This window comes from Fictibacillus halophilus, assembly GCF_042680145.1.
Lineage (GTDB): Bacteria > Bacillota > Bacilli > Bacillales > Fictibacillaceae > Fictibacillus > Fictibacillus halophilus_A.
On the sequence record NZ_JBHTNQ010000002.1, the window covers coordinates 30,206 to 53,383 of the forward strand.

Annotated in this window: 23 protein-coding genes and 2 other annotated features; all 23 genes read right to left on the reverse strand. The window is 42.1% G+C overall.

Annotation, left to right across the window (positions count from 1 at the left end):
- Positions 1 to 3 precede the first annotated feature (3 nt).
- The 23 genes from rpsL to disA all read right to left on the reverse strand — a co-directional run bounded on the left by rpsL (position 4) and on the right by disA (position 23,173).
- On the reverse strand, positions 4 to 426 hold the full coding sequence (gene rpsL, locus ACFQ4X_RS16785) for a 30S ribosomal protein S12 (RefSeq protein ID WP_251324206.1): 423 nt from the start codon (positions 424 to 426) through the stop codon (positions 4 to 6).
- A gap of 116 nt (positions 427 to 542) precedes the next feature.
- Positions 543 to 791: a 50S ribosomal protein L7ae-like protein gene (locus ACFQ4X_RS16790; protein WP_077365502.1), complete on the reverse strand. Its 249-nt coding sequence runs from the start codon at positions 789 to 791 to the stop codon at positions 543 to 545.
- A gap of 82 nt (positions 792 to 873) precedes the next feature.
- Positions 874 to 4,497 carry a DNA-directed RNA polymerase subunit beta' gene (gene rpoC / locus ACFQ4X_RS16795; RefSeq protein ID WP_379837262.1) on the reverse strand — a complete coding sequence of 1,208 codons (3,624 nt, stop codon included), beginning with the start codon at positions 4,495 to 4,497 and terminating at the stop codon, positions 874 to 876.
- Positions 4,498 to 4,526: 29 nt separating this feature from the next.
- Positions 4,527 to 8,069, reverse strand: a complete 3,543-nt coding sequence (rpoB, locus tag ACFQ4X_RS16800; RefSeq protein ID WP_379837264.1) for a DNA-directed RNA polymerase subunit beta — start codon at positions 8,067 to 8,069, stop codon at positions 4,527 to 4,529.
- 291 nt (positions 8,070 to 8,360) lie between these two features.
- Positions 8,361 to 8,963 (reverse strand): class I SAM-dependent methyltransferase, encoded by a 603-nt coding sequence (locus ACFQ4X_RS16805; RefSeq protein WP_379837266.1) that lies wholly within the window; start codon positions 8,961 to 8,963, stop codon positions 8,361 to 8,363.
- 118 nt (positions 8,964 to 9,081) lie between these two features.
- Positions 9,082 to 9,447 (reverse strand): 50S ribosomal protein L7/L12, encoded by a 366-nt coding sequence (gene rplL / locus ACFQ4X_RS16810; protein WP_379837268.1) that lies wholly within the window; start codon positions 9,445 to 9,447, stop codon positions 9,082 to 9,084.
- 47 nt (positions 9,448 to 9,494) lie between these two features.
- Positions 9,495 to 9,995, reverse strand: coding sequence for a 50S ribosomal protein L10 (gene rplJ / locus ACFQ4X_RS16815; protein WP_379837270.1), 501 nt, complete (start codon positions 9,993 to 9,995; stop codon positions 9,495 to 9,497).
- 40 nt (positions 9,996 to 10,035) lie between these two features.
- Positions 10,036 to 10,189: a sequence feature (ribosomal protein L10 leader region), on the reverse strand.
- A 45-nt stretch (positions 10,190 to 10,234) separates the two neighbouring features.
- Entirely contained in the window at positions 10,235 to 10,936 is a 702-nt protein-coding gene (gene rplA / locus ACFQ4X_RS16820; protein ID WP_379837272.1) for a 50S ribosomal protein L1, read from the reverse strand.
- A 158-nt stretch (positions 10,937 to 11,094) separates the two neighbouring features.
- Complete coding sequence (gene rplK, locus ACFQ4X_RS16825) at positions 11,095 to 11,520, reverse strand: 50S ribosomal protein L11 (RefSeq protein ID WP_066238005.1); 426 nt, start codon at positions 11,518 to 11,520, stop codon at positions 11,095 to 11,097.
- A gap of 167 nt (positions 11,521 to 11,687) precedes the next feature.
- Positions 11,688 to 12,224 (reverse strand): transcription termination/antitermination protein NusG, encoded by a 537-nt coding sequence (nusG, locus tag ACFQ4X_RS16830; protein WP_066285499.1) that lies wholly within the window; start codon positions 12,222 to 12,224, stop codon positions 11,688 to 11,690.
- A gap of 76 nt (positions 12,225 to 12,300) precedes the next feature.
- Positions 12,301 to 12,507 carry a preprotein translocase subunit SecE gene (gene secE, locus ACFQ4X_RS16835; protein WP_066285497.1) on the reverse strand — a complete coding sequence of 69 codons (207 nt, stop codon included), beginning with the start codon at positions 12,505 to 12,507 and terminating at the stop codon, positions 12,301 to 12,303.
- A gap of 56 nt (positions 12,508 to 12,563) precedes the next feature.
- Positions 12,564 to 12,713, reverse strand: coding sequence for a 50S ribosomal protein L33 (gene rpmG / locus ACFQ4X_RS16840; RefSeq protein WP_077365486.1), 150 nt, complete (start codon positions 12,711 to 12,713; stop codon positions 12,564 to 12,566).
- A gap of 354 nt (positions 12,714 to 13,067) precedes the next feature.
- Positions 13,068 to 13,718 carry an RNA polymerase sporulation sigma factor SigH gene (sigH, locus tag ACFQ4X_RS16845; RefSeq protein WP_066285495.1) on the reverse strand — a complete coding sequence of 217 codons (651 nt, stop codon included), beginning with the start codon at positions 13,716 to 13,718 and terminating at the stop codon, positions 13,068 to 13,070.
- 79 nt (positions 13,719 to 13,797) lie between these two features.
- Complete coding sequence (locus ACFQ4X_RS16850) at positions 13,798 to 14,316, reverse strand: NYN domain-containing protein (RefSeq protein WP_379837275.1); 519 nt, start codon at positions 14,314 to 14,316, stop codon at positions 13,798 to 13,800.
- Positions 14,313 to 15,077 (reverse strand): 23S rRNA (guanosine(2251)-2'-O)-methyltransferase RlmB, encoded by a 765-nt coding sequence (rlmB, locus tag ACFQ4X_RS16855; protein ID WP_379837277.1) that lies wholly within the window; start codon positions 15,075 to 15,077, stop codon positions 14,313 to 14,315. Before rlmB ends, ACFQ4X_RS16850 begins: the two co-directional genes overlap by 4 nt.
- 17 nt (positions 15,078 to 15,094) lie before the next feature.
- Complete coding sequence (locus tag ACFQ4X_RS16860; RefSeq protein WP_379837279.1) at positions 15,095 to 15,493, reverse strand: Mini-ribonuclease 3; 399 nt, start codon at positions 15,491 to 15,493, stop codon at positions 15,095 to 15,097.
- Positions 15,494 to 16,897 (reverse strand): cysteine--tRNA ligase, encoded by a 1,404-nt coding sequence (gene cysS, locus ACFQ4X_RS16865; protein ID WP_379837281.1) that lies wholly within the window; start codon positions 16,895 to 16,897, stop codon positions 15,494 to 15,496.
- Entirely contained in the window at positions 16,894 to 17,544 is a 651-nt protein-coding gene (gene cysE / locus ACFQ4X_RS16870; protein ID WP_379837283.1) for a serine O-acetyltransferase, read from the reverse strand. The genes cysS and cysE overlap by 4 nt, the downstream gene beginning before the upstream one ends.
- Positions 17,545 to 17,830: 286 nt before the next feature.
- Positions 17,831 to 18,066: a binding site (T-box leader), on the reverse strand.
- A 56-nt stretch (positions 18,067 to 18,122) separates the two neighbouring features.
- The gene (gene gltX, locus ACFQ4X_RS16875) at positions 18,123 to 19,592 is read right to left on the reverse strand and encodes a glutamate--tRNA ligase (protein WP_379837285.1); all 1,470 of its coding nucleotides are present in this window, start codon (positions 19,590 to 19,592) and stop codon (positions 18,123 to 18,125) included.
- Positions 19,593 to 19,623: 31 nt separating this feature from the next.
- Positions 19,624 to 20,103 carry a 2-C-methyl-D-erythritol 2,4-cyclodiphosphate synthase gene (gene ispF / locus ACFQ4X_RS16880; RefSeq protein WP_379837287.1) on the reverse strand — a complete coding sequence of 160 codons (480 nt, stop codon included), beginning with the start codon at positions 20,101 to 20,103 and terminating at the stop codon, positions 19,624 to 19,626.
- Positions 20,100 to 20,795: a 2-C-methyl-D-erythritol 4-phosphate cytidylyltransferase gene (gene ispD, locus ACFQ4X_RS16885; protein ID WP_379837289.1), complete on the reverse strand. Its 696-nt coding sequence runs from the start codon at positions 20,793 to 20,795 to the stop codon at positions 20,100 to 20,102. Before ispD ends, ispF begins: the two co-directional genes overlap by 4 nt.
- A 19-nt stretch (positions 20,796 to 20,814) precedes the next feature.
- On the reverse strand, positions 20,815 to 21,906 hold the full coding sequence (locus ACFQ4X_RS16890) for a PIN/TRAM domain-containing protein (RefSeq protein WP_379837291.1): 1,092 nt from the start codon (positions 21,904 to 21,906) through the stop codon (positions 20,815 to 20,817).
- A 193-nt stretch (positions 21,907 to 22,099) separates the two neighbouring features.
- On the reverse strand, positions 22,100 to 23,173 hold the full coding sequence (gene disA, locus ACFQ4X_RS16895; protein WP_379837293.1) for a DNA integrity scanning diadenylate cyclase DisA: 1,074 nt from the start codon (positions 23,171 to 23,173) through the stop codon (positions 22,100 to 22,102).
- Positions 23,174 to 23,178: the final 5 nt, after the last annotated feature.

Genomic DNA, 23,178 nt, shown 5'->3' on the forward strand with positions numbered 1-23,178 from the left:
ATATTATTTCTTAGCTTCCTTTGGACGCTTCGTTCCGTACTTAGAACGACCTTGCATACGGTTAGTAACACCAGCCGTATCAAGTGCACCACGAACGATGTGGTAACGTACCCCTGGTAAATCTTTTACACGTCCTCCACGGATAAGAACAACACTGTGCTCTTGAAGGTTGTGACCGATACCAGGAATGTAAGCTGTAACTTCAATTCCGTTTGTTAGACGAACACGGGCATACTTACGAAGCGCCGAGTTCGGCTTCTTAGGAGTCATAGTACCAACACGCGTACAAACTCCACGCTTTTGCGGAGATGAAACGTTAGTTTGGGACTTCTTGAAGCTGTTATAACCTTTATTTAACGCAGGAGAGTCAGATTTCTTTGTTTTAGAAACACGACCATTGCGTACTAATTGGTTAATTGTAGGCATTTGAATTTCCTCCTCTCTTGTTTTGTAATGCCACCGACCCAGGTGGTTCATTTTGGGACAAAAGAAAGTTTTTGCGAGCGGAGCGTTAATCTTTGCTCATCGCAAAAACAGTAATTTTATCCTTTTATCGCAACAGTTGCGGCCCCGACATCTATACCGCATGCTTTTCCAAGCTTTTTCATGGAATCAACCTTTACGATCGGCACTTGCTTTTCTTCGGCAATCTGCAATACTTTGCTCGTTACCCGAAAATCAGCATCTTCCGCAACGACCAGTTCTTTGACTTCGCCGTTTTGTAAAGCCTTGATTGTTTGCTTAGTACCTACGATAATTTCAGAAGCCTGTGTCACTTTTTCATAAGACATACAAATATCCTCCAAAGTAACAATTCTTAGGAGCACATCCGTAATAATATCACCGATGCACTCCCAATGTCAACATCATTTATTAATCTTGAGAAACTAGTTCTGTAGGCAGTTCTGCCTCTTCGCCGTTCTCTTCTTCAACTACCGGGGAATTAATTCCGATGTTTCTGTAACGATTCATACCCGTTCCAGCCGGAATCAGCTTACCGATAATAACGTTTTCTTTAAGTCCGAGCAATTCATCACGCTTCCCTTTGATAGCAGCGTCTGTAAGAACTCGAGTAGTCTCTTGGAACGATGCAGCAGAAAGGAACGATTCAGTTTCAAGTGATGCTTTTGTAATACCAAGAAGCACCGGACGGCCTGTAGCAGGAGTTCCGCCTTCAAGAAGCACACTGCGGTTAACATCCGTAAATGCATGGATGTCCATAAGAGCTCCTGGAAGTACTTGAGAATCACCAGAATCGATGATGCGCACTTTACGAAGCATTTGGCGAACCATAACTTCAACGTGCTTATCTCCGATTTCTACCCCTTGCATACGGTAAACTTTCTGTACCTCACGCAGCAGGTATTCCTGTACGCCTTCTGCGCCGCGGACTTTAATTAATTCTTTTGGATCAATCGAACCTTCAGTCAATACTTGACCTGCAACTACTTTATCTCCTTCAACTGCCTTAATACGGGCACCGAATGGAATTGTGTAAGATCTAGATTCGATTTCACCTTGGACAACAACTTCACGCTTATCCTTATTGTCGTTCACGCCGACAACCGTACCTTCAAGCTCAGAAATAACAGCTTGACCTTTCGGATTACGCGCTTCGAACAATTCCTGGATACGCGGAAGACCTTGTGTAATATCGTCTCCTGCTACCCCACCTGTATGGAAGGTACGCATTGTAAGCTGTGTACCCGGCTCACCGATGGATTGTGCAGCGATGATTCCAACAGCTTCCCCGACTTCAACGTCAGAGCCTGTTGCAAGGTTGCGTCCATAACATTTTTTACATACGCCATGACGAGTGTCACAAGTAAATACAGATCGGATTGTTACAGCTTGTACGCCTACTTCCTCAATATAAGCAGCCATATCTTCTGTAATCAATTCGTTAACATCCGCAAGTACTTCTTTTGTTTCTGGATGGAATACCTTTTTATAAGCTGTACGTCCGATTAAACGTTCATGAAGCGGCTCGATCACTTCGTTGCCTTCTTTAATAGCGGCAACTTCTAAGCCGCGGTCAGTTCCGCAGTCATCTTCACGTACAATAACATCTTGAGCAACGTCAACAAGACGACGAGTAAGGTAACCTGAGTCAGCCGTTTTAAGGGCTGTATCGGCAAGACCTTTACGCGCTCCGTGAGTAGAGATAAAGTACTCGAGTACTGTTAGTCCTTCACGGAAACTTGATTTGATTGGAAGCTCGATGATTTTACCAGCTGGGTTGGCCATCAATCCACGCATACCCGCAAGCTGCGTAAAGTTAGATGCGTTACCACGGGCACCGGAATCACTCATCATAAAGATAGGGTTGCGCTTATCGAGTGTACCCATCAATTTATTTTGGATTTCGTCTTTCGCCAAACTCCAAATGTTAATTACACGCTCGTAACGCTCTTCTTCTGTGATTAAACCACGTCTGAATTGCTTCGTAACGTTCACTACTTTTTCTTCAGCAATCTTAAGGATATCTTGCTTTTCAGGTAATACTACGATGTCAGAAACACCGATCGTGATACCAGCGCGCGTTGAATATTTGAATCCTAAGTCCTTCATACGGTCAAGCATTTTAGACGTTTCAGTGATTTTGAATCGTTTAAAGACTTCAGCGATGACTTTACCAAGAATACCTTTCTTGAAAGGAACAATCTCTTCATGCTTTTGAATCTCTTCTTTTACATTAGAAGCCGGATCTAAGAAATACTTTTCAGGTGTTTCCACTTGAAGGTTCGTAGTTGTAGGCTCGTTAATGTAAGGGAATGACGGCGGCAGGATCTCGTTAAATAACAATTTACCTACTGTTGTCATAAGAAGCTTTGATTGTTGTTCTTCAGTAAACGATTCTTTGTTAAGACTCGATACCGGCACTGCAATTCTTGTATGCAGGTGAACATATCCGTTTTCGTAAGCGATAATCGCCTCATTAATGTCTTTAAATACTGAACCTTCACCAATAGCTCCTGCACGCTCTAGAGTCAGATAGTAGTTACCTAATACCATATCCTGTGAAGGTGTTACTACTGGCTTACCATCTTTCGGGTTCAAGATGTTTTGGGCAGCAAGCATTAAGATACGAGCTTCTGCTTGTGCTTCAGCAGATAAAGGTACGTGGACCGCCATTTGGTCACCATCGAAGTCAGCGTTGTAAGCTGTACAAACAAGCGGGTGAAGACGGATCGCGCGTCCTTCAACCAGAGTTGGTTCAAATGCTTGAATACCGAGTCTGTGAAGTGTAGGTGCACGGTTTAGCAGTACAGGGTGTTCGCGAATAACTTCTTCTAAAACATCCCAGACTTCAGGCTGAACACGTTCTACCTTGCGTTTAGCACTCTTGATGTTATGAGCAAGACCTTTTGATACGAGTTCTTTCATAACAAACGGCTTAAACAATTCAAGTGCCATTTCTTTCGGCAAACCGCATTGATACATCTTTAAGTTCGGTCCTACAACGATAACCGAACGACCAGAGTAGTCAACACGCTTACCAAGTAAGTTCTGACGGAAACGCCCTTGTTTCCCTTTCAGCATGTGTGAAAGTGATTTAAGCGGACGGTTTCCTGGTCCTGTAACCGGACGGCCGCGACGGCCATTATCGATTAAAGCATCAACTGCTTCTTGAAGCATACGTTTTTCATTTTGAACGATAATGTTAGGAGCACCTAGATCTAATAGACGCTTCAAACGGTTGTTACGGTTGATAACACGACGGTAAAGGTCGTTAAGGTCAGAAGTAGCGAAACGTCCGCCATCAAGCTGAACCATCGGACGCAATTCCGGTGGGATAACCGGAAGCACTTCTAGAATCATCCAGTCAGCATGGTTACCCGAGTGACGGAATGCTTCTAATACTTCCAAACGCTTAATTGCACGCGTACGGCGTTGTCCTTGTGCAGTTTTAAGCTCTTCTTTCAGCATATCAACTTCTTTTTCAGCGTCGATATCTTCTAAAAGACGTTTAATTGCCTCTGCACCCATTTGGGCAGTAAATCCTTTTCCATACTTTTCACGGTATGTGCGGTATTCCTTTTCAGAGAGCAATTGTTTCTTCTCAAGCGGAGTATCCCCTGTTTCTGTAACAACGTAAGATGCAAAATAGATAACTTCCTCTAATGCTCTTGGAGACATATCCAAAACAAGACCCATACGGCTTGGAATTCCTTTGAAATACCAGATGTGGGAAACAGGAGCAGCAAGCTCGATGTGACCCATACGGTCACGTCGAACTTTAGCTCTCGTTACTTCAACACCACAACGGTCACAAACGACACCTTTATAACGGACGCGCTTGTATTTTCCACAATGACATTCCCAGTCTTTAGTAGGACCAAAAATTCTTTCGCAGAACAAGCCGTCTTTCTCAGGCTTAAGTGTACGGTAGTTGATTGTTTCAGGTTTCTTTACTTCCCCTCTTGACCACGACCGGATTTTGTCCGGCGAAGCAAGACCAATTTTCATATACTCAAAATTATTTACGTCTATCAAGGAGCGTACCTCCCTTTTGATATCCTGGTTTAGTCATTCGCAGTGTAAGACTCAAGATTTAGATTTAATTTTTCGCTTGCCTGATCGTCTTCATCATCAAGCTCTCTCATTTCAATTTCCTTGTCATCTCCAGAACAGATCTTAACATCCATTCCTAGAGATTGAAGTTCTTTGATCAATACTTTAAATGATTCTGGAACACCTGGTTCAGGAACGTTTTCACCTTTAACGATGGCTTCATACGTTTTCACACGGCCGACAACATCATCGGACTTAACCGTAAGAATTTCCTGAAGAGTGTAAGCAGCGCCATATGCTTCAAGCGCCCATACTTCCATCTCCCCGAAACGCTGGCCTCCAAATTGCGCTTTACCGCCAAGAGGCTGCTGTGTAACAAGTGAGTAAGGTCCAGTTGAACGGGCATGAAGCTTATCGTCAACCATGTGAGCCAGTTTGATCATATACATGACACCAACTGATACACGGTTATCAAACGCAGCACCTGTACGTCCATCATATAGTACCGTTTTACCATCGCGAGCCATTCCGGCTTCTTCGATTGTAGACCATACATCTTCCTCACGCGCACCATCGAATACCGGTGTTGCAACATGAATTCCAAGCTGTCGTGCAGCCATTCCAAGATGAAGCTCCAAGACCTGACCGATGTTCATACGGGAAGGTACCCCTAATGGGTTTAACATGATGTCAACTGGTGTTCCATCAGGAAGATATGGCATATCTTCTTCAGGCATAATTTTTGAAATTACACCTTTGTTACCATGTCGGCCGGCCATTTTATCCCCTTCATGAATCTTACGTTTTTGCACGATGTATGCACGAACGAGCTGATTCACACCAGGAGGAAGTTCATCGCCGTCTTCACGGTTGAATACTTTAACATCCAGGATAATTCCATCGCCGCCATGAGGCACACGCAATGAAGTATCACGAACTTCACGAGCTTTTTCTCCAAAGATTGCATGCAATAGACGTTCTTCTGCAGTCAATTCCGTAACCCCTTTAGGTGTTACTTTACCAACTAAGATGTCTCCGTCTTTCACTTCTGCACCAACACGGATAATTCCGCGCTCATCCAGGTTGCGTAATGCATCTTCTCCGACGTTTGGAATATCACGAGTGATTTCTTCCGGTCCAAGCTTCGTATCACGTGCTTCTGATTCATATTCTTCAATATGAATAGAAGTGTAAACATCGTCTTTTACAAGACGCTCGCTCATGATAACAGCATCCTCGTAGTTGTAACCTTCCCAAGTCATGAAGGCAACAAGTACGTTGCGTCCTAAAGCAAGTTCACCTTTCTCCATTGAAGGTCCATCCGCTAGGATCTCCCCTTTGGTTACTCGGTCACCAGTGCTCACGATCGGACGCTGGTTATAACAAGTTCCTTGGTTGGAACGAATAAATTTAAGCATGTTGTAAGTGTCAAGGTCGCCAGAAACTTCCTTGCCATCTACTTCTTTAATGCGGCGTACTTGTACTTGTTTAGCTGTAACACGCTCAACAATTCCTTCGTGCTTACATATAACTGCAGCTCCGGAGTCTTTCGCTGATACGTGCTCCATTCCTGTACCGACGATCGGTGACTCAGGAACAAGCAATGGTACAGCCTGACGTTGCATGTTCGCTCCCATTAGGGCACGGTTGGAGTCATCGTTTTCCAAGAACGGAATACATGCTGTCGCAGCTGATACTACCTGTTTCGGCGATACATCCATGTAGTCAATGCGTTCGCGTTTAACAACTGTGTTATCGCCACGGAAACGTGCAATTACGTCTTCGTTTAGGAATTCTCCATCTTCGCCAAGCAATGAGTTCGCCTGTGCTACAACGTAAAGATCTTCTTCATCGGCAGTCAGGTAATCGATACGGCTCGTTACACGGCCAGTTTCAGGATCAACACGTCGGTATGGAGTTTCAATGAAACCATACTGATTTACTTTCGCATAAGAAGAAAGCGAGTTGATCAACCCGATGTTCGGACCTTCCGGCGTCTCAATCGGACACATACGACCATAGTGAGAGTAGTGAACGTCACGAACTTCGAAGCCTGCACGTTCACGCGTAAGACCACCTGGCCCTAGTGCAGATAGACGGCGTTTATGCGTCAATTCAGCAAGTGGGTTCGTTTGATCCATGAACTGTGAAAGCTGTGAGCTTCCGAAGAATTCTTTTATTGAAGCAATTACAGGACGAATATTGATTAAAGCTTGAGGTGTGATCGCGTTCGTGTCCTGAATGGACATACGTTCACGAACAACACGCTCCATTCTGGAAAGTCCGATTCTGAATTGGTTTTGCAATAGCTCACCAACTGAACGAAGACGGCGGTTTCCAAGATGGTCAATATCATCTGTATTACCTACTTGATGCAGTAAGTTAAAGAAATAGTTAATTGAAGCAATAATGTCTGAAACAGTTATGTTTTTAATTTCCTTATCAACAAGACCGTTTCCGATAACATTAATGATTCTTTCGCCTTCTTGATCATCAGGCGCATAGATTTTAATAGATTGCAAAGCGATGTCCTGATCTTCAGCAACTCCGCCTGCAGGTGTAACAGTTTTGAAGCCCACTCCGCTTTCTAACGCAGGAATAATCTTATCAAGCGTTCTGCGGTCAAGCACTGTACCCTCTTCAGCGATCACTTCACCAGTTTCAGCATCAACAAGTGTTTCAGCTAGTTTCTGGTTGAACAATCTATTTTTTATATGAAGCTTCTTATTGATTTTGTAGCGTCCAACATTCGCCAAGTCATAGCGTTTCGGATCAAAGAAACGAGAATCTAATAAACTTTTGGCATTATCTACTGTTGGCGGCTCTCCCGGACGAAGACGCTCATAGATTTCGAGAAGGGCCTTTTCAGTTCCTTCTGTATTATCCTTATCAAGCGTGTTACGCAGATACTCGTCTTCTCCAAGCAAATCAATGATTTCTTGATCAGACCCAAACCCTAAAGCACGAAGCAATACGGTAATCGGGATTTTTCTTGTGCGGTCAATACGCACATAAACTACGTCCTTAGCATCGGTTTCAAACTCCAGCCAAGCACCGCGGTTTGGAATGACAGTAGCGGTAAAACCTTTTTTACCGTTTTTGTCTATTTTCTCGCTATAGTAAACACTTGGTGAACGAACGAGCTGTGATACAATTACACGCTCTGCCCCGTTGATCACAAAGGTTCCCGTATCTGTCATTAACGGGAAATCTCCCATAAATACTTCTTGCTCTTTTACTTCGCCCGTCTCTTTATTGATCAGACGCACTTTCACACGAAGCGGAGCAGCGTAAGTAACATCGCGCTCTTTTGATTCATCTACAGGATACTTCGGCTCACCTAAGTTATAATCAATAAACTCTAAAACGAGGTTCCCTGTAAAATCTTCAATCGGCGAAATGTCTCGGAACATTTCACGTAACCCCTCATCAAGAAACCATTGATAGGAAGCGGTTTGAATTTCAATTAAGTTTGGTAATTCAAGCACTTCGCTAATTCTTGCATAACTTCTTCGTTGGCGGTGGCGTCCAAACTGAACTAGTTGACCTGTCAACTGCTTCACCCCTCAAATCCAGCGTTTTTTTCGTGTTTTTTATTTCTATCTAACATTCTATTAAGAACATTAGAAAACAAAAAGAAAAAGGGTTTCATAATTTAAAACCGCAGTTTTCCTATTTTGACAAAAGCTGATTATATAATTTTGTCCAACTTTTTCACATTCTATACGTCTAAACATGAGTAAAAAACGTTGATATATCAACGTTTTTTCGCTTACCACGAAAAATAAGCAGGAAAATGCGAATCCATTGGCATTTTATAATACTATCATACGGGTTTTATCAAGTCAAACTTTTATTGCACGCAAAATATAATAACCTTTTTTCTTTGCGGCCGTTTCAACCTGCCCGAATAATTCTTCTATTTTATCCATTGCAGAAGGTGCACCTTGCTTTTTTTGAATAACTACCCATAACTCGCCTCCAGTGCGGAGTTTTTTATGAGCATCTTCAAAAATCTGATGAACAACTGCCTTCCCAGCCCGAATCGGCGGGTTTGTGATGACGGCAGCGAAGTCGGCATCTTCTACTTCAGCAAACAAATAGCTTTTTTTAATCTTTACATTTTCTATTTTGTTTTGCTGTGCATTTAGTTTCGCAAGTTCTATTGCACGTTCGTTGATATCAATCATTTGTACAGTTCGGCCGGGTTCTGCTTTTGCAAGCGAAAGTCCGATCGGACCATATCCGCAGCCTACATCTATATAATCACCTGGTACTTCTGGAGGAATAAAAGAATCTATTAAAACACGGCTTCCGAAATCTACTTCTTTTTTTGAAAAAACTCCAGAATCAGTCGTGAATTTAAATTTTCCGCCTTTTAATTCAAATTCCCATGTTTCCCTTTTGCTCTCTGTCCCAGGTGTTTCTGAATAGTAATGGTTTTTCATTTAAACAACTCTCCTTACCATCTGATAAAGACAGTATTCCCGATCAGTACGAATTTCGTACTTTCAGACAGTAAAACAAGCAAAAAGGTCCGCCATCGGGCGAACCTTTTCTTTTGAATTACTTAACTTCAACAGAAGCTCCAACTTCTTCAAGCTTAGCTTTGATTTCTTCAGCTTCTTCTTTGGATACGCCTTCTTTAACTGGCTTTGGAGCACCGTCAACAAGTTCTTTCGCTTCTTTAAGTCCAAGACCTGTAAGTTCACGAACAACTTTGATAACTTTAATTTTTGAAGCTCCACCGCTTGCAAGAATTACGTCGAATTCAGTCTTTTCAGCTGCAGCGTCTCCACCAGCAGCTCCACCAGCTACAGCTACAGGAGCAGCAGCAGTTACACCAAACTCTTCTTCGATTGCTTTAACTAGATCGTTAAGCTCTAAAACAGTCATTGTTTTTAGGCTTTCAATGATTTGTTCTTTTGACATTTTAATTTCCTCCTTATGGAATGTAAGTTATTGGATGAAGAATCAGCTTATGCGCCTTGTTCTTCTTTTTGTTCAGCAACAGCCTTAGTAGCCAACGCAAAGTTGCGGATAGGTGCTTGAAGCACGCTGAGTACCATTGAAAGAAGACCTTCTCTTGAAGGAAGTTCAGCAAGAGCTTTAACTTCTTCTAGAGACGCGATGCGTCCTTCGATTACACCAGCTTTGATTTCAAGAGCCTCGTGCTTCTTAGCGAAGTCGTTAAGGATCTTAGCAGGAGCTACAACATCTTCATTTGAGAATGCGATCGCTGTAGGACCAGTTAAGTGTTCTGATAATTCGTTAAGGTTATTTTCTTCAGCAGCGCGGACTACCATTGAGTTCTTGTATACCTTAAACTCGATACCAGCTTCACGCAATGACTTACGAAGTTCAGTAACCTCAGCAACAGTAAGTCCACGATAATCAACAAGAATAGTCGATTGGCTATTTTGTAACTTTTCAGAGATCGTGGATACTACTTGCTTTTTTGATTCTAAAATGCTGCTCATTATTACACCTCCTGTAAAATGATTGCATCACCGCAGGTTTTGTTTCAAAAACAAAGCCTCCATGTCGAGACATGGAGGCGTGAGTATCTAAAAGTCATAAGTAACATACTAATGAGCTTATCGATGCTTCACCTCGGCAGGAAAGTTTTAAGCCTGATGGCTCCTGCTGTCTACGGCATTCATCTGATGCATTTGTGTTTAACAGTATATAATATAACGGGTTAAAACCCGTTTGTCAACTATCGTTTTACAGAGAAAGAAGTTGGATTAACTTTGATCCCAGGTCCCATAGTAGAAGAGATAGCTACATTCTTCATGTAAGTTCCCTTTGCAGCTGCAGGCTTAACTTTTAACAATGTTTCGATGATTGTTGAAAGGTTTTCTGCAAGCTTATCAGCTTCGAAAGATACTTTACCGATTGGAACGTGTACGTTACCAGTTTTATCAACACGGTATTCTACTTTACCAGCTTTGATTTCGTTAATCGCTTTTTCAACTTCAAATGTAACTGTTCCTGTTTTAGGGTTTGGCATTAAGCCTTTAGGTCCTAAAACACGTCCAAGTTTACCAACTTCAGCCATCATGTCTGGAGTTGCAACGATTACGTCGAACTCGAACCAGCCTTGTTGGATTTTGTTGATGTAGTCAGAATCTCCAACGTGATCTGCTCCAGCAGCTTCCGCTTCCTTCGCTTTTTCGCCTTTAGCGAAAACTAATACACGCTGAGTTTTACCAGTTCCGTTTGGAAGCACTACTGCTCCACGAACTTGCTGGTCAGCTTTCTTAGTGTCTACTCCTAAACGAATTGCAACTTCTACAGACTCGTCAAACTTAGCAGGAGCAGCTTTCTTAACTAGCTCAATAGCCTCTGCAGGCTCATATGCTTTCGTGCGGTCTACTAATTTAGCCGCTTCTTGGTACTTCTTACCTTTGTTTGCCATTTGTTTTGTCCTCCTTATGTGGTTTAGCGGATATTCCTCCCACTTATTGCACTCTTTTCAAAGCACAATTCAAACGCTTTGCATGAATAAAGGTTGCGAACCGTTAACGGCAGGATCCCATCCATTTACTCGCAACCTAATAAACATCAGGCATGGAATTAGTCTTCGATAACGATTCCCATGCTACGCGCTGTACCTTCAACCATACGCATTGCAGCTTCAACACTAGCAGCGTTTAGGTCAGGCATTTTTGTTTCTGCGATTTCGCGAACTTTATCACGCTTTACAGTCGCAACTTTTTTCTTGTTTGGCTCACCTGAACCTGACTCGATTCCCGCAGCTTTCTTTAAAAGAACAGCAGCTGGAGGAGTTTTAGTGATAAATGTAAATGAACGGTCTTCGAAAACCGTGATTTCAACCGGAATGATTAAACCAGCTTGATCAGCAGTACGAGCGTTGAATTCTTTACAGAATCCCATGATGTTTACCCCAGCTTGTCCTAGTGCAGGTCCAACTGGCGGTGCCGGGTTTGCTTTACCAGCAGGGATTTGAAGCTTTACCATCTTAATAACCTTTTTAGCCACGCGACACACCTCCTTAAGTCCGTGATGTGGTATTATGGGCCGAAACCCTCCCACTCAAAAATACGCTTCCCCTCCTAAATGAGAAGAAGCAGTTGATTAGAAATATCAAACATAAAAAATTCTATCACCTTTTGGTGGTGATTACAAGTCTTTTTCCATTATTACTGTTAACTTAACTTGCTGACTTGGTTAAACTCGAGTTCAACAGGTGTTTCACGGCCGAACATATTTACGTGAACCTTCAGCTTGCGTTTTGTTGCATCGATCTCTTCAATCGTTCCAACAAAGTCAGCAAAAGGACCTTCTTTCACTTTTACAGATTCCTTAATTTCGAAATCCACTTCAACGCGCGGCGCTTCCATACCCATACCTTTAAGAATATGTTCTACTTCCTCAGGCAATAGCGCCGTTGGTTTTGAACCCGCACCAGCAGAACCGACAAATCCAGTTACACCCGGCGTATTACGTACAACGTACCATGAATCATCAGTCATGATCATTTCTGTCAATACATAACCAGGGAAAACTTTTTTCATGCTTGTTTTTGTCTTGCCGTTCTTTGTTTCGGTCTCTTCTTCTACAGGTACAAGTACACGGAAAATTTTATCTGTCATCCCCATAGATTCTAAACGTTTTTCCAAGTTTGCTTTTACCTTGTTTTCATAACCTGAATAGGTATGAACTACGTACCAATTTTTTTCCATACGATGGGACCCGTGTCCTTTCCCTCCTAAAATGGATAATACTCTAGCATTCTATCCAAAAGAAGATGTATCTAATCTACCCTAAAATAAGCTCTACGATTTGTGAAATCCCTAGATCCACAACCCAGAAGAACAAAGCCATAATTACAACAGTTGACAGTACAATCCCCGTATAGCGAAACAGTTCTTTTCGCTTAGGCCAGCTAACGCGCTTCATTTCCTTATTAACATCAGAAAGAAACTTTGCTGGTGATTTCTTTGTCTTTTCTGCAACATCCGCCATCTTCATAAACCCCCATGCCTTTAATCATTCAAACATTTATAAAAAAGCTTGCTCGCTTACTTCGTTTCCTGGTGAATGGTATGAGCGTTGCAGTAGCTGCAAAACTTCTTAACCTCGACTCGTTCAGGATTGTTTTGCTGGTTCTTCATCGTTGTATAATTCCGTTTTGAGCATTGTTTACAGGCTAAAAATACTTTTTTTCTCATGCTAAATAAACACCTTTCGTGCGACAAACCCACTCATCCACGTTACAATGTTACTTTTAAAACATTAACATAGGGGTATAAGCTTGTCAATAAAGGGAAAAAGCTAAAAAAGCCCTTCTAATTGACAGGACTTTTAGCCTGTTATTGCTATTTCGGTCTCCTTTGAGCGAAAAAGGAAGATTTTGAGCGAAACGACAGGCAGTTTGGGCGCAACGAGAGAATTTTGAGCGTAACTCGACGTTTTTGAGCGTAACTCAGAGATTCTGAGCGAACGTGTAATAAATATAAGAACACGTACCGTAAAATTGCATCACAAAAATAGCCAAAAGAAAAAGCAGGAGATCTCCCCTGCTTTTAAGAAGTTATTTCTCTAAGTTCTAAATACCGCTCTAATTTACGCTTCACTCTCTGCAGTGCGTTATCAATTGATTTCACATGTCTGTCGAGATCCACTGAGATTTCCTGATATGATCTTCCGTCAAGGTACAGCATAAGAACCTTGCGTTCCAGGTCACTTAAAATCTCACCCATCTTCACCTCAATATCATCAAATTCTTCCTGATTGATAATGAGCTCTTCTGGGTCAGTGACTTTTGTACCACAAATAACATCCATTAGTGTACGATCGGACTCTTCATCGTAGATGGGCTTGTCCAATGATACATATGAATTCAACGGAATATGCTTTTGTCTTGTTGCCGTTTTAATAGCAGTAATCATTTGCCTTGTAATACAGAGTTCGGCAAAAGCTTTAAAGGATGACAGCTTGTCCTCTTTAAAATCACGAATTGCTTTATAAAGTCCAATCATACCTTCTTGGATAATATCTTCACGGTCTGCTCCGATTAAAAAGTATGATCTCGCTTTGGCACGAACAAAGTTTTTATATTTATTGATTAAATATTCTAACGCTGCGCTGTCTCCCTCATGAACCAGTTCCACAAGGCTTTCATCTTCCATTAGCTCGTAATCGCTTACTGACAGTTCCTTGAGATCTATGTTCACGACAATCCCCCCGACCAGGTTTTTACCGGCAAAATATAGCAATATTATACTTCATAGTTCACAAAAGCGTCAACATTCCTTATTTTTGCCCTCTTCTCCATCTTTCAAATATTTCGGCAATTTCATCCGAAAGATGTATAGAGGAAGAGCTTTGTCGTCGTTTTCTCTCGCCTACGGAGACATGAATCTCTTTCTGAATCTCATCCATTTCGTTCTTTAACTCTCTAGCAGATTTTCTTAGAGCACCTTTTCCAAATATCTGCCATTGTTCGGTGGAGTCAGAAGTCGCAACGTATATACGTGTGTCTATCGATTTCAATTCACCAACCAGCCGTTCAATCCGCTCATCCGCTGTTTCATTTTCCCGTGTGAAAATAACTTCCACCCGATAATTTTTTGTCTTTTTTTCTGTGCCAGGCGAGAGATGGGCATCAAATACTACGATTACTTGATGCCCTGTCGAACCCTGGTATTCTGCCATATTTTCAATCAGCAGATCTCTAGCTTTTGCAAAATCAGAAGTTTTTAAGCCCCGAAGTTCGGGCCATGCGCCAATGATGTTGTATCCGTCAACAATCAAATATTGGCGTGTTCTCATTTTTTCAATTCTAGCGGATAGCGGTTGCGGTAGACCTCATACATTAACAGACTGGCAGCAACAGATGCATTAAGAGATGTAACCTTACCCTTCATTGGCAGCTGGACTAGAAAATCACACGTTTCTGAAACGAGTCTTCCCATTCCTTTTCCTTCACTTCCAATTACGAGGCCTAAAGGCATGTCCCATTTCGCCTGACGGTAATCATCTTTGCCTTTCATATCTGCTCCGGCAAACCACATACCTCTTTCTTTCAGGTCTTTTATCGTCTGCACAAGGTTTGTTACACGCACAACCGGAATGTATTCAATCGCACCTGTAGATGCCTTTGCAACTGTTGCCGTTAAACCTACAGATCTTCTTTTAGGAATAATGATCCCATGTGCTCCAACAGCATCAGCGGTACGCATGATCGAACCTAAATTATGTGGATCTTCAAGCTCGTCTAATAAAATAAAGAAGGGCTCTTCACCACGTTCCTCCGCAAGTTTAAACAAATCATCGATATCAGCATATGTGTAGGCAGCTACACCAGCGATAACTCCTTGGTGATTTCCGCCTCCGCTAAGAGAGTCGAGTTTTTGTTTTGGAACATATTGAACGAGTACATTTTGTTTTTTAGCCATTGAAACAATCGTGCTAACCGGTCCTTTTTGGGAACCTTCACCCACAAAAATTTTATTAATATCACGGCCGGAGCGCAGTACCTCCATTACCGGATTTCTGCCTATTATCAGTTCTTGTTCTTTTTCTTCACTCATCTTCAGCCTTCCCCCTCTCAATCTTGTTTGTCTGGTAAAACAGTTTCCATTAATGCTTTGAGCCGTTCATGCTCGTTCAGAAGATATAAGTATCCGATAATCGCCTCAAAGCTCGTTGCATGCCTGTATGTCTGTACATCCGTATTTTTCGGAACCGTTCCTTGATTGGCGTTGCGTCCGCGTTTAATGACTGCAACTTCTTCTACTGTAAAAAAGTTTTCTTCCAGCAATTGAACGACCATGCCTGCCTGGGCTTTCGCGGATACAAATTTTGTTGCCGATACATGAAGCTTATTTGGTTTGACCTGTCCGTTGCGTATGAGATGCTCACGCACGAATTGCTCCATGACCGCATCTCCCATATAAGCAAGCGTGGTTCCATTCAGTTGTTTTATGTCTGCATCAGATAGTCTCATTTACTTATCTCTTTTCCACCGAACACCTTGTGCGGTATCTTCAAGGATGATGTTCTGCTCTTTTAACAGATCACGAATTTCATCGGCACGGGAAAAGTTCTTTTCTTTGCGCGCCTTGTTTCTTTCTTCGATAAGAGCTTCGATCTGTTCGTCTAAAAGCTCTTCTTCTTTTTGTAGCGTCAATCCTAATACTCCTGCAAGCTCATCAAATAAATGAATGAAATCAGTAATGACAGCTTTTGAAGTGTTCTTTTCCTGCAAGTAAACGTTAGCTTCTTTCGAAAAATCGAACAGGATGGAGATCGCGTTAGCTGTATTAAAATCGTCGTCCATATCTGTGATAAACTTCGCTCTTGTGTCCTCGATTACTTTTGTCCATTTTTCAATGTCTTCTGCTAAATCAGCTGTAACTGTTAGACGGTGCTTCAAGTTTTCATAAGCTGTTCTGATTCTGTTTAAGCTTGTTTCTGCAACATCCAGCAGTTCCTGGCTGAAGTTAATCGGATTGCGGTAGTGAACAGCTAGCATAAAGAAGCGGATAACTTGCGGATCCTGTTCTTTAACAAGGTCGTGAACGAGTACGAAATTGCCCAGGGATTTGGACATTTTTTCATTATCAATATTAATATACCCATTATGCATCCAATACTTAGCCATCGGAGCTTCATTTAATGCCTCTGATTGTGCAATCTCGTTTTCATGATGCGGGAATGCAAGGTCCTGTCCGCCTCCATGAATATCGATGGAATCACCAAGATATTTTTTTGCCATAGCCGAACATTCAATATGCCACCCAGGGCGGCCTTTGCCCCAAGGACTTTCCCAGTAGATCTCCCCTTCTTTCGCAGCTTTCCATAATACAAAATCAAGCGGATCTTCTTTTTTCTCTCCGATTTCAATCCTTGCTCCAGACTTCAGGTCATCAATGGATTGATGAGAAAGCTTCCCGTAGCCGTCAAACGAACGTGTTTTAAAATAAACATCACCTGAAGCTTCATATGCAAATCCTTTATTTATCAAGTTCTCGATGAACTCAATAATCTCCGGAATCGTTTCTGTTACACGCGGATGCGCATCTGCTTTCTGAACTCCGAGTGCGCACGTATCCTCGTGATAAGCATTGATGAACTTTTCTGCAATCGTCGGAACATCACTGCCCATTTCGTTAGCTGCTCTAATCAGCTTGTCATCAACATCCGTAAAGTTGGAGATGAACTGAACATCATACCCTCTGTATTCCAGATATCTTCTGACTGTATCAAATACGATAGCAGGACGGGCATTGCCGATGTGAATGTAATTGTATACAGTCGGTCCGCATACATACATTTTTACTTTGCCTTCTTCTAACGGTACAAACGGTTCTTTTTGGCGTGTCATCGTATTAAAAATTTTAATGCTCATTTAGATTCACTCCCTCTTTTCATTCTTTCCAATTCTTCACATAACTTCTTCATTTCGAGCTGCATTTCTCTGAATTTATCGGCTACCGGGTCTGGCAAATCGCGGTGGTCTAGTTCACAGCCCACTTTGATCCCGTCTTTAATTACGACTTTCCCTGGTATACCAACAACTGTTGCGTTAGGCGGTACGTTTTGTAGAACAACTGACCCCGCTCCTACTTTTGAGTTTTTACCGATTGTAATATTCCCTAACACCTTCGCACCTGTAGCAACGAGAACATGATCCTCTAATGTCGGGTGCCGTTTTCCTTTTTCTTTTCCGGTTCCGCCAAGTGTAACACCTTGATAGATTGTCACATCATTGCCGATGATACATGTCTCCCCGATTACGACTCCCATACCGTGATCGATAAAGAATCTTTTTCCGATTTGAGCTCCAGGATGGATTTCAATGCCGGTGAAAAATCGGCTGATCTGAGAGATCACACGGGCTAAAAACAGCAAATTGCGCTTAAATAACTTATGTGCCAGTCTGTGTGCCCATACAGCATGCAATCCTGAATACGTTAAGATCACTTCCAATGAACTTCTTGCGGCTGGATCTTTTTCAAATACAACCTTAATATCTTCCTTCATGGCTGAAAACACGCTTCCCAACCTCCTTGCTAAAAAAATTAAAAAAGTAAAGCATTTTTCTTAAGCTTTGTTGCTATCTGTGAGGGGGTTGATTTCCGCTCCAGGCGCTCGCTTTCCGCTGGGCGTGCGGTGAGCCTCCTCGGCGCCTTGCACCCTTAGGAGTCTCACCTGTCCCGCTGATCCCCCAGGAGTCTCGCACCTTACGCTCCAATCAACTGCTTCGAAGTTTTATAAAAGCTATCCAGCAACAACCTTTTAGAAAAGAATCAAAAATAAAAAACGCCCCTGTGCCGAATGACACAGAGACGCTGAATTAGACGCGGTTCCACTCTGTTTAACAGGTAAATCAAAAACATTATATTACCTGTTCCCTTAATCTCCGTAACGGGGAGTTACCGCCCATGCCTACTTCTGTTTCAGCACGAGACTCCGAGGGGCACTTCAGCAGGCATTTCTCATAAACCACTTTCAGCCGGTGATGGTTCTCTCTAATATGAAAAGGCGCCAGCCTACTTTCCTCATCTGCGTTTTAGTCTTTAAAAATAAGTTTCTTTTACTATATTATAATCTTTGCAAAATGTGTACTTTTATTACTTATTAATTTTCGCGATCACAGCATTTAGGCGTTTTACGATAACGTCTTTCCCTAAAAGAGAAACCGCTGCCGGCAGATCTGGACCATGCGTCTGTCCTGTTGTCGCAACACGGATAGGCATGAATAAGTTCTTCCCTTTTTGTCCTGTTTCCTTTTGTACTGCCTTCATCATCGATTTAATATCTTCTGCTTCAAACGATTCACTGTTTTCAACCTGGCTTAAGAAAGCTTCCATAACAGATGAAACACCCTCGCCTTGAAGAACTTCTAGGGCTTCCCCTTCGTATTCAATCTCTTCTTTAAAGAAAAGCTCGGTAAGATCTACGATTTCAGCACCATAGCTCATTTTTTCCTGGTGGAGAGCTACAAGGCGTGTTACCCACTCTTGCTCTTGGCCACTTGGGTTTTCAGAGATTCTTCCTGCTTTTATAAGATGGGGCATGCAAAGGTCAACGATTCTTTCAACGTCCTGCTTCTTCATATACTGGTTGTTCAGCCATTCAAGCTTTTGCGTATCGAAAACGGCAGGTGCCTTTGATAAGCGGTTCGGATCAAAAATCTCAATAAACTCTTCACGGCTGAAGATTTCCTCTTCTCCGCCCGGTGACCATCCTAATAATGCGATAAAGTTAAACAGCGCTTCAGGAAGATAACCTAGATCCTTATACTGCTCAATGAATTGAACGATAGACTCGTCACGTTTGCTTAACTTTTTGCGGTTTTCGTTTACGATAAGCGTCGTGTGGCCAAACTTAGGCTGTTCAAAGCCTAAAGCATCGTAGATCAAAAGCTGCTTTGGTGTATTTGAAATATGGTCATCTCCTCTTAATACATGAGAAATTGCCATATCGTGATCATCGATAACTACCGCGTAGTTATACGTTGGTATTCCGTCCTTTTTCACGATAACAAAATCGCCAAACCCGCTTGATTCAAAGGAAACTTCTCCTTTTACCATATCATCAAACGTAATTGTACGGTCTTGAGGAACTAAGAAACGAATACTAGGCTTGCGTCCCTCCGCTTCTAATGCAGCACGCTCTTCATCTGAAAGATTGCGGCAGCGCCCGTCATAAACAGGTGTATCACCCTTTGCCATCTGTTCTTCACGGGAAGCTTCCAGTTCTTCTTCGGTACAATAGCACTTATAAGCTAGTTCTTTTGAAAGAAGCTCATCCGTATATTTTTTATAAAGATCTAAGCGCTCCATTTGACGGTATGGACCAAAATCTCCGCCGATATCAACGCTTTCGTCCCAATCCATACCAAGCCATTTCAGATGGTTCAGCTGACTTTCCTCACCACCCTGAATATTTCGCTTTTGGTCAGTGTCTTCAATTCTGATAATAAATTTCCCGCCAGTGTGGCGTGCATATAAATAATTAAAAAGAGCTGCACGTGCATTACCTATATGTAAATGTCCTGTAGGACTTGGTGCATAACGTACTCGAACTTCGTTTGCCATCTTAGTTTCACCTCTAAATAGTAGTTATTTATTAATCTTTCTTCTCGATTAAAACAACCGCTTGTGCGGCAATTCCTTCTTCTCTTCCTGGAAAACCTAATTTTTCTGTCGTGGTCGCCTTCACATTGACTTGATCGGCATCAACTTCAAAAATACCCGCAATAACGGTTCTCATCTCTTCAATGTAAGGAAGCATTTTAGGCTTTTGGGCGATAATCGTGCAATCTATATTTCCTAAACGGTAACCTTTTTTCTCTACAAGCTTCCAAGAATCTAATAATAAACGTTTTGAATCCGCACCCTTGTAGGCAGGATCTGTGTCAGGAAAGTGTTTGCCAATATCCCCTTCACCTGCAGCTCCAAGCAATGCGTCTGTTACCGCATGCAGAAGAACGTCTGCATCAGAATGTCCTAAAAGTCCTTTTTCATAAGGTATCGTAACTCCGCCAATAATTAAAGGCCGTCCTTCACAAAATGCATGAACATCAAAACCCTGACCGATGCGCATCATGCTTTTTCCCCCTGTCTATCCAACAAAATGGCTTGTCCAAACAACAAGTCATCAGACGTAGTTAATTTTATATTATGATAGTCTCCCATTACAATAGTGACTGTATGTCCAATTCGTTCTACGAGGCTCGCATCATCCGTTCCAAGATAATGATCGGCGGCAGCTTTTTCATGCGCATCTTTTACAATAGAAAGACGAAAAGCTTGCGGGGTTTGAACAGCCCACAAGCTGGAACGGTCGATCGTTTCTTCCACCTGATTTTGTACAGCCCGCTTTACCGTATCCTTTACGGGTACAGCTAAAACAGCAGAACCTGTTTCAGCCGCATTTTCAACGAGCTGGCTAATATGGTGATGCGTAATAAAAGGTCGTGCAGCATCATGTATGAGGACAAGCTCTGTATCTTCTGGAACTTGTTTGAGACCCTCATATACACTTTGCTGCCGTTCACTTCCGCCTGGAACGATTTGGCGCACTTTTGTATATTGGAATGTTTGTACAAAATCTTGCATCTGTTTTAATTCCCGCTCACTGCCGACAAGAACGATACCCGAACAAGCCGGGTCTTTCTCAAAAACATCCAGTGTAAGCTTGAGAACCGGGCTCCCTAAGAGCTCGATCCATTGCTTTGAAATACCAGCATTCATTCTTTTGCCTTGTCCGGCCGCAGGAATTACTGTCCAATAATTCACGTGCTTTCCCCACCGTTCATTACAATGCTTTTTCTAGCAGCTTTTTTTTAGCAAAAATCATTCGGCCCGCTGACGTTTGAAGTACAGACGTAACAACTACATCGATCGTTTTTCCGATATAGTCTCGTCCATCCTCAACAACGATCATCGTTCCGTCATCGAGATAGCCAACACCTTGATTTTGCTCTTTACCATCTTTAATCACTTGAACAACCAGCTCTTCACCAGGAAGAACAACAGGTTTTACCGCGTTAGCAAGATCATTAATGTTAAGAACCGCAACATTCTGCAGCTCACATACTTTATTAAGATTAAAATCATTCGTAACGACTACGCCTGTTAAAAGCTGTGCAAGCTTTACAAGTTTGCTGTCTACTTCGGTAACTTCTTCAAAGTCACCCTCATAGATCTCCACTTTCATAGACAGCTCTTTTTGGATACGGTTTAAGATATCCAATCCGCGGCGGCCTCTATTACGTTTCAAAACATCTGAAGAATCTGCAATATACTGCAACTCTTCCAAAACGAATCGAGGAATGATCAGCGGACCTTCCAGAAAACCAGTTTGACAGATATCTGCAACACGACCATCAATAATAACACTCGTATCGAGAATCTTATATATCCCTCTTGCCTTTTCAGGTTCTGCTTCTTTCTTCTTCTCTTTGCCTTGGCGGTTCAGTGAGAAGAGCTGAATTAATTCATCTCTCTTTTTGAATCCTACCTGGAATCCAAGGTATCCAAGTAAAAAAGTGATAGCAATCGGCAGAATTGAACTTACAACAACGATATCCATGCTGCTTAGCGGCGACTGGATTAAGAATGCAACAATCAATCCAATGATAAGTCCCATCGTACCCGATAAAAGATCAGTTGCAGGGGCTTTAACAACCGTTTCCTCTGCCCAGCGAATTAATCCTACTACGTAATCTGACAGCCAAAATGTAGATAAAAATAGTATAAGTGCACCAATTACTGCCCCGACATATGGGGATGTTACTTGAGTCGGCAGATCACCGAAGTTAAGAACACGAATTAAATCTGGAATATATAGATAGCCCAGCATGCCCCCAATCACTATAAAAAACAATTGAACAATTCTTTTTAGCATGCCTGATTCACCTCCCCTAATCATTATTTACAAAATAATAGATTTGAAACGTAGAAATGCATATTTTTTAACTTACGATAATCATCGAATTTCTTCGTTGTCTTTGTTCTTCCGTTGCTCATTTATCCATATACACTCCGCGACTACAGAACTTCGCCGCCTCAAACTTCTCGTTTCTCCTAAGTTAAACGATTTAAATATGACGATCTACAAAAAGCTGTTCCTGAATTCGTTTTAATCCTTCTTTTACTTTTCTTGCACGAATTTCACCAATTCCTTCAACCTCGTCCAACTCATCAATTGAAGCACGCAAAATTTGCGGGAGATTTTCAAATGCATCTGTTAAGTTTTCGATAATAACAGTTGGCAGTCTTGGTATTTTCGCAAGAATACGGTATCCGCGCGGATGAATGGTTTCATCCTGCATATTCATACCGGCTGAGAAGCCTAAAAGTTTCATAATAACGGACTCATCAAATAATTCTTCGCTTGAAAGCTTATTGAGCTGGCGAAGTATCGCATAAGGATCGCTTTCATCGTCTTTCATATAATCTTTAATCAAAAGCAAGGCTTCTTCTTCGATATTTGAGACAAGCTCTTCCATCTGAATTCTGATCAGCCTGCCTTCAACTCCAAGTTCATTAACATATTTAATTATCTCATTTTTTATGCGTAAAACCATTTCAATTCTGTGAATAACTTGTGTAACTTCCTGGAAAGTCACAAGTTCTTCAAATTCAAGTGCACCGAGATTGGTCACACTTTGATCAAAGACTACTTTATATTTTTCAAGCGTCTGTATCGCCTGATTCGCTTTCGTTAATATGACGCCGATTTCTTTCAAGGAATAACGAATCATTCCTTGATAAAGCGTGATTACGTTACGGCGCTGTGAAATAGAGATTACAAGGTTTCCTGTCTGACGCGCAACACGCTCAGCCGTTCTATGCCGGATTCCCGTTTCCGTTGAAGGAATAACAGTATCGGGAATAAGCTGCGTGTTCGCGAATAATATCTTCACTGCATCTTCATTCAAAATGATGGCTCCGTCCATCTTTGCAAGCTCGTATAGAGAAGCAGGTGAATACTTGCAGTTTATCGAAAAACCGCCATCGACAATCTCTTTTATTTTATCATTATAGCCAACAACAATCAGACCGCCTGTATTTGCGCGCAATACGTTATCGATGCCTTCCCGAAGCGGTGTTCCGGGGGCAACAAGCTGCAGCATCTGACTAATGATCGCTTCTTTAATCGCATGATCCATAATAT

What these genes read in the sequence shown, in the direction of transcription:
- rplL (WP_379837268.1), bottom strand. Translation starts at nt 9,447, where the DNA reads ATGTCAAAAGAACAAATCATTGAAAGCCTAAAAACAATGACTGTTTTA.
- ACFQ4X_RS16850 (WP_379837275.1), bottom strand. Translation starts at nt 14,316, where the DNA reads ATGAGAACACGCCAATATTTGATTGTTGACGGATACAACATCATTGGC.
- rlmB (WP_379837277.1), bottom strand. Translation starts at nt 15,077, where the DNA reads ATGAGTGAAGAAAAAGAACAAGAACTGATAATAGGCAGAAATCCGGTA.
- ACFQ4X_RS16890 (WP_379837291.1), bottom strand. Translation starts at nt 21,906, where the DNA reads ATGCTAAAAAGAATTGTTCAATTGTTTTTTATAGTGATTGGGGGCATG.
- rplA (WP_379837272.1), bottom strand. Translation starts at nt 10,936, where the DNA reads ATGGCAAACAAAGGTAAGAAGTACCAAGAAGCGGCTAAATTAGTAGAC.
- ACFQ4X_RS16805 (WP_379837266.1), bottom strand. Translation starts at nt 8,963, where the DNA reads ATGAAAAACCATTACTATTCAGAAACACCTGGGACAGAGAGCAAAAGG.
- ispF (WP_379837287.1), bottom strand. Translation starts at nt 20,103, where the DNA reads ATGATGCGCATCGGTCAGGGTTTTGATGTTCATGCATTTTGTGAAGGA.
- rpsL (WP_251324206.1), bottom strand. Translation starts at nt 426, where the DNA reads ATGCCTACAATTAACCAATTAGTACGCAATGGTCGTGTTTCTAAAACA.
- secE (WP_066285497.1), bottom strand. Translation starts at nt 12,507, where the DNA reads ATGGCGGATGTTGCAGAAAAGACAAAGAAATCACCAGCAAAGTTTCTT.
- ACFQ4X_RS16790 (WP_077365502.1), bottom strand. Translation starts at nt 791, where the DNA reads ATGTCTTATGAAAAAGTGACACAGGCTTCTGAAATTATCGTAGGTACT.
- cysS (WP_379837281.1), bottom strand. Translation starts at nt 16,897, where the DNA reads ATGAGCATTAAAATTTTTAATACGATGACACGCCAAAAAGAACCGTTT.
- ACFQ4X_RS16860 (WP_379837279.1), bottom strand. Translation starts at nt 15,493, where the DNA reads ATGAGACTATCTGATGCAGACATAAAACAACTGAATGGAACCACGCTT.
- nusG (WP_066285499.1), bottom strand. Translation starts at nt 12,224, where the DNA reads ATGGAAAAAAATTGGTACGTAGTTCATACCTATTCAGGTTATGAAAAC.
- gltX (WP_379837285.1), bottom strand. Translation starts at nt 19,592, where the DNA reads ATGGCAAACGAAGTTCGAGTACGTTATGCACCAAGTCCTACAGGACAT.
- rpmG (WP_077365486.1), bottom strand. Translation starts at nt 12,713, where the DNA reads ATGAGAAAAAAAGTATTTTTAGCCTGTAAACAATGCTCAAAACGGAAT.
- disA (WP_379837293.1), bottom strand. Translation starts at nt 23,173, where the DNA reads ATGGATCATGCGATTAAAGAAGCGATCATTAGTCAGATGCTGCAGCTT.
- rplJ (WP_379837270.1), bottom strand. Translation starts at nt 9,995, where the DNA reads ATGAGCAGCATTTTAGAATCAAAAAAGCAAGTAGTATCCACGATCTCT.